Below are 8,521 nucleotides of genomic sequence, written 5' to 3'. Positions count from 1 at the left end.
GTCCGTCCGGGGCTGCGGCGCGGTCGCCGTCGACGACGGTGGCCAGGATGTCCACGGCCGCCACGTCGGCCAGCCCGGGCACCACGACCTCGGCGAGCTCGCGCGCGGTCTGCTCCAGTTCGAGCGTGGTGCCGATCAGCACGGAGGCGTCGGCGATCAGGGCGGTGCGGCGGCGGTCCTCCTTGTTGGCCCGGTGGCGGTCGGTGACGTCCACAGCGGACGTGGCGACGCCCAGGACGCTGCCGCCCGGGTCCTCCAGCCGGTAGCAGGAGACGAGCTGGGCCTCTTCGTCGGTGGCGGACCCGCCGGCCCGGCCGACCCTCAGCTCGTCCAGCAGCGGGGCGCCGGTCGCCAGGACCCGGCGCATGGCGCTCTCGATCGCGCCGGCGTCCGCGTGGGGCAGGGCCTCGCGGACGGTGCGGCCCACGCACGCCGCGGCGGGCAGGCCCTGGATGCGCTCCAGGGCGGGGTTGACCAGGACGTACCGCAGCCCGGTGTCGAAGACGGCGAGGCCGATGGGGGACTGCTCGACGAGCCGCAGCGACAGGGCCAGGTCCCGCTCGACGCCGCGCAGGACCTCCCGGTCCGTGGCGATGCCGAGGGCGAAGAAGTCGCCGTGCCGGTCCTCCAGGCGCACGTTGCGGAACTCGACCAGCCGGGTGCCGCCGTCCTTGTGCCGGGCGGGGAAGACCACGGCGAACGTCTCCCCCTCGCGCATGACCTCCGCGAACAGCTCCAGCACCGCGCCGACGTCGTCCTCGGCGACCAGCAGCCGGGCCGCGTACTGCCCGAGGGCCTCGGCCGCGCTCCAGCCGAAGAGCTGCTCGGCCTGCGGGCTCCACAGCACGATCCGGCCCTCGCGGTCCAGCACTCCGGCGGCCACGCCCAGGACGTCCAGCAGGCCCCCGGGGACGAGGGAGGGACGGTCGTCGGCGGGCTGGACGGCCCGGGCCCGGAACGCATCGGTCGCGCCCATCGAGGACCTCCTTCCGCCCGCCGGGGGTGGTGCGGCGGCCCCGTGCCGGCCGGACCGGCTCACCCGTCCTCGCGCCGCCGTGTTGCCGCGACGACTTCCATGGTCTCTCCGAAACCGGTGGATGCGCAGCCCGCGGGGGCGGGGCGCGCCGGCTGCGGGTTCACAGGTCCGGACCAGTGACGGTACGAGGGCGGTACGGAAGTCGCCTCCCGGGCCGGGGGCGCTAGGGGAGGCGGAGGGTGAACCAGACGGTCTTGCCGTTGCCGGAGGCGTGGTGACCCCACTGGGCGGCGATCTGCTCGACGAGCCATATCCCGCGCCCGTTCTCGCTGTCGGGCCCGGCCTCGTTGCAGCGCGGCAGGTGCCCGCCGGCGTCGGTGACCTGGGCGACGAGGTGGCGCTGGCCCCGGCTCAGCACGAGCCGGATGCCCTCGCGCGTCTCCGGGACGTGCAGGACGGCGTTGGTGACGAGCTCCGAGAGCAGGAGGGCGGTGTCGGCCGCCAGCTCCTCCAGGCCCCATTCGGACAGCAGCTGCCGGCAGAACCGGCGCGCGGCCGCGGCCGAGCGCTCCGTCGCCGGAAGGGAGACGGCGTGCGTGGCGTGGGGCGACGCGAGGGTGTGGGGCTGCCGCCGGGAGAGCGGGCTGTGCATGCACAGGGGGATCTGGTGTCCCCAGGGACCGGGGAGCTTCCGCGGGAAGGGGGCCCGGAGGGCGGCCGGGTCGGTGGCGCTGATGACGGCGTCAGCCGAATGCAAGGGACTCGCGGTGTCGCGACTGGTTGCAAACATGTGGCTCTAATGCAATCCGGTGAGCGCGAAGGGCGCTGGACGAGAGCTCGTCCGTGGCGCCGTAACGGTCCTGGGAAGCGGTGCGGGCCGTGGGACTTCGCTGTGTGGTTCCCCCCACAGTCGCCTGCTTTTCGCCACAGGTCTATACCCCGTTGGTCACGGGTTCCCTGCGGAGCGCGATCACCGCAGGTGGGGGCCGATGCGTACGCCATAAATTCACGCTGTGGCCCGGTGGACCGGCGAGGGGTGGGACCGGCCGGCGGGCCCGCGTCGTTCCGCGGCCCCGCCGGCCCCTGCGCCCTCGCGGCGGACGGACCGCTACTTCCTCGGGCACTCCTTCCAGGCCAGGTGGTAGACGGTGTTGATGTCACCGTCGGTGGAGTCCATGGTCATGAAGCTGGTGGTCTTGGACGGGTCGGAGGAGCCCGCGTTGACCCGCAGCTCGGTGTTGATGTTGAAGTTGCGCTTCTCGCCGCAGGGGGCCCAGACCAGTGCGGCCACGTCGACGCGGTCGGTGGCCTGCCAGTTGTCCGCGTAGGCGCCGCGGAAGACGTGGGAGCTCGGCGTGGTCGTGGAGGACCCCTGGAAGTAGTACGAGGCCTTCTGGGTGCCGGTCGCCCCGGGCTCCAGCTTCGCGTAGCCGCGGTAGTCCGCGCTGGCGATGGCGTAGGTGAAGCCCTGCGGTACGTGCACGATCAGGTTGAGCTGGCAGTTCTTGCGGAAGTCGGTCGGCTTGGACCCCACGCCGACCTGGGCGAGGTAGTCGCTGTAGGTCACCGTGAAGGCCGTGTTGTCGGGCGAGACGGCCACCGCGGCCGTCCCCGCGGGGCAGCCGGAGCCGTTGACCGTGGCGATCTCGATCACGATCTTGTCCGGTGGCGGGTTGACGATGACCGAGGCGTCGTACGTGGATATCGGCGAGGCGAACAGTGCCGCGAGCGCGGCTCCTGCGATAAGGGCGCCGGGCATGGCTCTCCAATCGGTTGTCCTCGAATGAGCGGCTGCATTTCGGGCCGGGACCCGGAGGACGCCGGACCGGAATGGGTGAGAGCGCGGATCACTAGGGCATGGACATGCCACGCCCCGCGTCCGAACGACCCCTGGGGACGGGGAGCGTTCGAATGGTAGGAGGCGCCACCCGAGTCCGCCAGACTCCTCGTCGGACAACCGTTCCCCGGTTTTTCCGTCCGAACGGAGGCCCAGGTGACCGGGGTGCGCGGGAAGCCACAACCCCCGGACGCCTGTAGACACTTGCTCAATACAGTGAAATGGGCCGCATCCGGCACTTACCCGGAACCGCGAATTCACCCCGTTTTTCCCGGCAGCCGCCTCCCGCTAAACACAGGAGGCGGCGTGATCCACACAGAAATCGGCAGCCCCGCAAGCCGTCCTGGAATTCGATACGGCTCCGGCCCGTAACCCCGGGGCCGGTTACGGCGTTCCTCTACTCACTTGGCGGCCAGTCCCGGAAAGGCCTGGCCGAGATGGACGCACAGGACGGAGATGAGAACCGCGGCCGTGATCACGCCCAGGCACCCCAGGACATCGCGCAAGGTGCTCGCCAGCGGACCCAACGGATCCGGTGGAGGCGCGGGCGGAGCAGGCGGCGCGGGCGGAGCGGGCACCGCCCTGTCCTCAGGTCTGGGCGGGCTGTGCATGCGGCGAACTCTTGCGCGGGGTGGGGTCGGAGGCGGCGTGGGCGGAGGAATGGGCGGAAGCGGAAGCGGCGGTCTGGGCGGGGCCCGGAGCCTGGCCGGTGGAGGCTGCCTGGGGCGCGCCGAAGCCGTACTGGGCGGCCTGGAGCTCGTACATCGACCGGTACAGGCCGCCGTCGACGGCCATCAGCTCCTCGTGCGTCCCCTCCCCCACCACCCGGCCGTTGTCGAGGACGTAGATGAGGTCGGCGGTCGCGGTCGCGGCGAGCCGGTGGGTGATCAGCAGGACGGTCGTACCGCCGTCGGTCAGCGACCGCAGCGACTGGAACGCCTCCGCCTCCGCCTTGGGGTCGAGGGCCGAGGTCGGCTCGTCGACGATCAGCAGGGGCGCGCGGCGGTAGCGCGCGCGGGCGCTGCCCAGGCGCTGCCACTGGCCGCCGGAGATCTGGGTGCCGCGCTCGAAGCCCTTGACCACGAGGCTGTCCCACTGGTGCGGCAGCGAGTCGACGACGCCGGTGGCGCCGGACTCGGCGGCCGCCCGCTCGATCCGGTCCTGCTCCGGCGGCGTCCCCGGGCGGCCGATGTGGATGTTGGCGCGGGCGGTCATGGGCCAGCGGGGGAAGTCCTGGGACAACACGGCGACCTGGTCGAAGAGCAGGTCGCGGTCGGCGTCGTGGATCTCGACCCCGTTCCAGTACAGCTGCCCGGAGGTCGGCAGGTACAGCCCGGCGACGAGCTTGGACAGGGTGGTCTTGCCGGAGCCGTTCGCACCGACCAGCGCGACGACCTTGCCCGGCGGGACGGTCAGGCTGACCTCGCTGAGCGCGGGCGCCGGGGCCCCGGGATAGACGAAGGTGACCTTCTCCAGCCGGATCTCCTTCACCCCGGGCGCCATCGGCGTGCCGCCCTCGGGGATCGCGTGCCGCTCCGCCTCCACGCAGGCGCGCTCCAGGTCGCTGAGGTACATGGCCTCCTCGTAGAGCCGGTTGACCTGGGTCACCAGCGCGGTGAGGCTCGCGCCGGCGGCCCGTACGGCGATCACCGCGGTGCCGGCGACGGCCAGCGGCATGCCGCCCGAGGCGAGCAGCAGCCACAGCGCCCCGTAGACGACGAGCGCGGCCGTCCCCGAGAGCGCGGACGCGGCGGTGCGCGTGACCGCCTCGGCGCGGGCCAGGCGCTGCTGCTCCTTCTCCACCGTGGCGGCCATGTCGTCGTAGGCGCCGACGAGCATGCGGCCCGCGCCGTGCACCCGGATCTCGGCGGCGGTGTCGAGGCCGGTGAGCGTGGAGGTGATGACGGAGATGGCGCGCCGGTGCTCGATCCAGGCGTGCCGGGAGGCGTACTGGCGCCGGGCGGTGACGACCGCGCCCCAGCCCTTGGGGGCGGCCACGAGCAGCAGCATGGGCACCAGGGACGGGTGCAGCAGGGCGAGCACCCCGGCGGAGGCGGCCAGCCCCACGACGGCGTTGACGACGGTGACCGACGAGCCGATCATCAGCCGGACCGAGTCGGTGCCGAACCGGCCCGCGTCGAGCAGGCGGTGGAAGTCCTTGTCCTCCAGGACCGCGAGCTCCACGCGGACCGCGCCGCGGTAGAAGCGCGCGGTGCACACCCGCTCCACCTTCGGCTCCAGCTGCCCGGCGGCCGCCACGGAGACCGCCGAGAGCAGCGCGGCGGCGGCGGCGACCGAGGTGACCGCCAGCAGCGCCGGCAGGGCCTCGCGCAGCCGCTCGGTGGTGGGTCCGGCGGTGAAGAGGGCGGTCAGCGCGCGGTTGGCGGCGACCAGCCCGAAGGCGCGTGTCAGCCCCTGGCCCAGCTCGGCGCCGACGAGCACGAGCAGCGCCGGGCGGTCCTCGCGCCAGGCGGCCCGGGTGACGGTGGCGACCATGGCCGGAAGCTGACGGGCCATCGTCGAGAACGACAGCCGCAGCAGCGGCCGTTCGTGGTTGACGAAGGCCTTGTCGTGCCGCAAGGCGCCACCGAACAGCAGGACTTCGCTCTCCGACACGGGGATCGGGCGCGGCGGGCGCCGCGCAAAGGGCGTCACCGCTCCTCCGGCACGCGGTAGGCTCGCGGGCCGGTCACGGACGTGGGGTCAGACGCCGCGGGGGACGCGGGGCGGGACATGAAGCCTCCTGAGGACGGTGGGGCTGGCCGGCGGGTGCGGGCAGGAGGGCGCTGGTGCTTGGCGGCGAGACGCGTCGGTGAACCGATCCGTGCCAAGGGCATGGCCGAGGAGCACGCCGCGGCTGCGGTACGCGGCGACGTGCCGGGGAGTCGGACTGAGGGTGGTGGACGGGACCCCGGCGGACGGTGAACCTGTCCGACGCCGTCGGGGTTTCCGCGGCCTTCCGGTGCCCGTTTCCGGACAGGAGGACTCTAGCCGCCCCGGCCCGCGGGAAAGTTCGCCAACCCGCAGTTCCCTGCAGACTGTTCACTCGTTCAGGTATAAGTGACCGCCGGTTCCCGGGAGTTGGTAGAACGCGAGCCCGGACCCCTGGGCGGGGTCCGGGCTCGGTCGTGCGGCGGCCCGCAGGATGTGCGGAGCGGGCGGCGTGCGGTCAGTCCTCGTGCGCCGCGGAGGGAAGCCTGCGCAGCTTCAGGGGCGTGCGCTTCTTGAAGGCGTAGTCGAGCATCTCGGCGGCGTCCGGGTAGCGCTTCGCGGGGTCGTTGAGGATGACGCCGACGACACTCCGCCCGCCCTGCTGCGCGGCGAACACCAGGCAGGGCCCGGACGCCGTGGTCGTCCCGGTCTTGATCCCCGTCACGCCCCGGTACGAGCCGAGCAGCTTGTTGGTGTTGTACCAGGTGTACAGCCGGTTGACGTTCTTGGCCTTCTGCTGGGTGTTCAGCGCGGAGACGACGGTGCGGAAGGTGGCGCTGCGCAGGGCGTGCCGGGAGAGCTCGGCCAGGTCCCGGGGGGTGGAGTAGTTCCTGCCCGCGGAGGAGATGCCGTCGAAGGAGTCGTAGTTGGTGCCGCGCAGCTTCAGCTGCCGGGCCCTGGCGTTCATCTTGGAGACGAACGACTTCGTGCGGGCCGCCTCGTCGGGTCCCGTGCCGAAGGCGTCGGCGAGGGCGTAGGCGGCGTCGCAGCCGGAGGGGAGCATCAGCGCGTAGAGGAGCTGACGCGCCGTGAGCTTGTCGCCGGTGCGGAGGTCCGCCGTGCTCGCGCCGGTCCGCTGGACGTAGTCGCGGTAGGACTGCTTGATCTCGATCTGCCGCTCCAGGTTCACCCCCGGGGTGTCCAGGACCACCACCGCGGTCATGATCTTCGTGGTGCTGGCCATGGGCCGCTTGCCGGTCGCGTCCTTGGCCCACAGCGGGCGCGCGGAGCCGGCGTCCATCAGGTAGGCGCCCTTTGCGTCGACCGACGGGCCGTGCGCGGCGTGCGCGGCCGGGGCCGGGAGGGCGGCGGCGAGGGCCGCGGCCGTCGCCGTCACCGTCGCCGCCAGTGGCGCTCCCCACGCTCCCCGGCGGCGGTCCTGCTCTCCCCCACGTCGCTGCATCAAGGCTCCATTCCCAGGCTGTCGGTGGTCGGGGCGAGCGGCATCGTCGCACCAGCCCGTGCACGGAAAGAAATCCGAACCACTAACGGGTGAGCGGGACTTAAGAGGCTGACGGGACGTGCGGGACGGCACGGGGCGGTTTCGCGGGGACGGCGCCGGAGGGCGCAGGGGAAGAGCCCGCCCGGTGGCCCGGGCGGGCTCTTCTCGCGAGATGCGGCGCGGCGCCGGCGGGGGCTCAGCCCGCCTGTGCCGCCGTCCGCGCCTTGTCCGGCGCCCCGGCCCGCGGGGCCAGGAGCCGCTCGGCCAGGTGACCGAAGACGAGGCCGAAGCCGGTCCACAGCAGGAGCTGCACGGCCAGGGCCGACAGGCGGAACTTCCACAGCAGGCCCGCCGGGAAGTCGTCGGGCAGTTCGTTGACCGAGGGCAGGAAGGCGTAGGCCAGGCCGACGGCGACCACGAAGGCCGCCCCCGCCGCGACCGTCGCGTTCCAGTTGCCCAGCCGGGGCGCGAGGCGCTTGCCGAGGATGACCGCGCCGACCGCCAGCAGGATGCTGAGCGCGATCATCAGGAAGAACAGCGCGGTGCGCTTGTCGAGGGAGTCGGGGTCGCCGACGGAGGGCGGGTTGGCCGGGTACTTCAGGAACGGCACCACGTAGACGGCCAGGAGCGCGCCGAGCGAGACCAGCGCGGCCGTGGCCCGCGGGCCGAAGCGGCCGATGCGGCCCAGGGCGACGCAGAAGACCAGCGCGGCGATGCCGCCGATCGCGACGCCGTAGACGAGGATGCCGGTGGCCAGCCCGGCCGTGGACTGCATGGTGCGGCTGACCGGGTCCTCACCGCCCTCGCCGTGGTCGTGAGGGCTGTGCGCCTCCTCGAAGGCGATGGCGGAGTCCACGTGGGGCTCGCCGAGGAAGTAGGCGACGGCGAGGGCCAGGACGCCGGCGGCGAGGCCCGCGAGCATGCCGCGGACGAGCAGGGCTCTGACGGAGATCGAGTTCACGGTGGTTCCCCTGGTGGCTCGTCAGTGGCAGGGGAAGCCGAGCAGGTGGCGCCCGTCGTGGACCCACTCGTGCACGTTCTCGCCGGCGATGAGGGAGGTGGCGCCCTGCTCGGCGCCGACGAAGTAGAGCAGGAGCAGCGCGAGGATGCCGACGAAGAGCGCCCACGGGGCGATCTGCTTGAGCGAGATGGGGGCGACCGCGGGTATCGCGGACGAACCGGCGGCGGGGGCGGCGGACTGTGCCATGGCAGAACCTCCTGGGGAACACGCGTCCCGATCATTGGGGCCTAGGACGACAGTGCGGGGTCTGACTTCCCTGCGGGGCTCCGCCGGGTACACAGTGGCGCGACCGTGCCGGGATCTCACCGGGCTTCCGTCACACCGTCGTCATTGCCACGCGACCGTACCGCGCGCGGGTGACCTGCGCTACGGCGTGCGGATGCTCACCCCGGCGCGCGGCTCCGGCGACGCCCGTGATCTGCTGATTCGCGGCAGACGCCACCCGTTGACAGAGGGGGACGAGGACCACCGTGACCGTCCGTGTGATGCTGATCTCACCCGCCGCCGACACCCCTTCCCACGAGGCCCGGTTCG

The 8,521-nt window shown here is 72.7% G+C and carries 8 protein-coding genes; all 8 read right to left on the bottom strand.

Going from position 1 to position 8,521, the window contains the following annotated elements; all coding sequences use genetic code 11:
* Nucleotides 1-976, bottom strand: a 976-nt coding sequence (locus V7793_RS28320; RefSeq protein ID WP_336011527.1) for a PAS domain-containing protein, incomplete at its 3' end; no start/stop codon positions are given.
* Nucleotides 977-1,199: 223 nt separating this feature from the next.
* Nucleotides 1,200-1,733, bottom strand: a complete 534-nt coding sequence (locus tag V7793_RS28315; RefSeq protein WP_336011525.1) for an ATP-binding protein — start codon at nt 1,731-1,733, stop codon at nt 1,200-1,202.
* 351 nt (nt 1,734-2,084) lie between these two features.
* Nucleotides 2,085-2,735 (bottom strand): DUF4360 domain-containing protein, encoded by a 651-nt coding sequence (locus V7793_RS28310; RefSeq protein WP_336011522.1) that lies wholly within the window; start codon nt 2,733-2,735, stop codon nt 2,085-2,087.
* A gap of 666 nt (nt 2,736-3,401) precedes the next feature.
* Nucleotides 3,402-5,429, bottom strand: a complete 2,028-nt coding sequence (locus V7793_RS28305) for an ABC transporter ATP-binding protein (RefSeq protein WP_336011520.1) — start codon at nt 5,427-5,429, stop codon at nt 3,402-3,404.
* Nucleotides 5,430-5,982: 553 nt separating this feature from the next.
* Nucleotides 5,983-6,927, bottom strand: coding sequence for a D-alanyl-D-alanine carboxypeptidase family protein (locus V7793_RS28300; RefSeq protein ID WP_336011517.1), 945 nt, complete (start codon nt 6,925-6,927; stop codon nt 5,983-5,985).
* 235 nt (nt 6,928-7,162) lie between these two features.
* Nucleotides 7,163-7,927: a CbtA family protein gene (locus V7793_RS28295; protein ID WP_168095012.1), complete on the bottom strand. Its 765-nt coding sequence runs from the start codon at nt 7,925-7,927 to the stop codon at nt 7,163-7,165.
* A gap of 21 nt (nt 7,928-7,948) precedes the next feature.
* On the bottom strand, nt 7,949-8,173 hold the full coding sequence (locus tag V7793_RS28290) for a CbtB domain-containing protein (RefSeq protein ID WP_336011513.1): 225 nt from the start codon (nt 8,171-8,173) through the stop codon (nt 7,949-7,951).
* A gap of 130 nt (nt 8,174-8,303) precedes the next feature.
* The coding region (locus tag V7793_RS28285; protein ID WP_336011510.1) for a hypothetical protein at nt 8,304-8,521 on the bottom strand (218 nt) is incomplete at its 5' end.

Source organism: Streptomyces sp. KLMMK (assembly GCF_036961605.1).
GTDB classification, from domain to species: domain Bacteria; phylum Actinomycetota; class Actinomycetes; order Streptomycetales; family Streptomycetaceae; genus Streptomyces; species Streptomyces telluris.
The sequence above is the reverse complement of the archived record's forward strand: the minus strand, read 5'-3'. Positions and strand labels throughout refer to the sequence as shown.

Excerpts from the sequence above, each read along its gene's own strand:
- V7793_RS28310 (WP_336011522.1), bottom strand. The coding sequence starts at position 2,735 with ATGCCCGGCGCCCTTATCGCAGGAGCCGCGCTCGCGGCACTGTTCGCC.
- V7793_RS28300 (WP_336011517.1), bottom strand. The coding sequence starts at position 6,927 with ATGCAGCGACGTGGGGGAGAGCAGGACCGCCGCCGGGGAGCGTGGGGA.
- V7793_RS28290 (WP_336011513.1), bottom strand. The coding sequence starts at position 8,173 with ATGGCACAGTCCGCCGCCCCCGCCGCCGGTTCGTCCGCGATACCCGCG.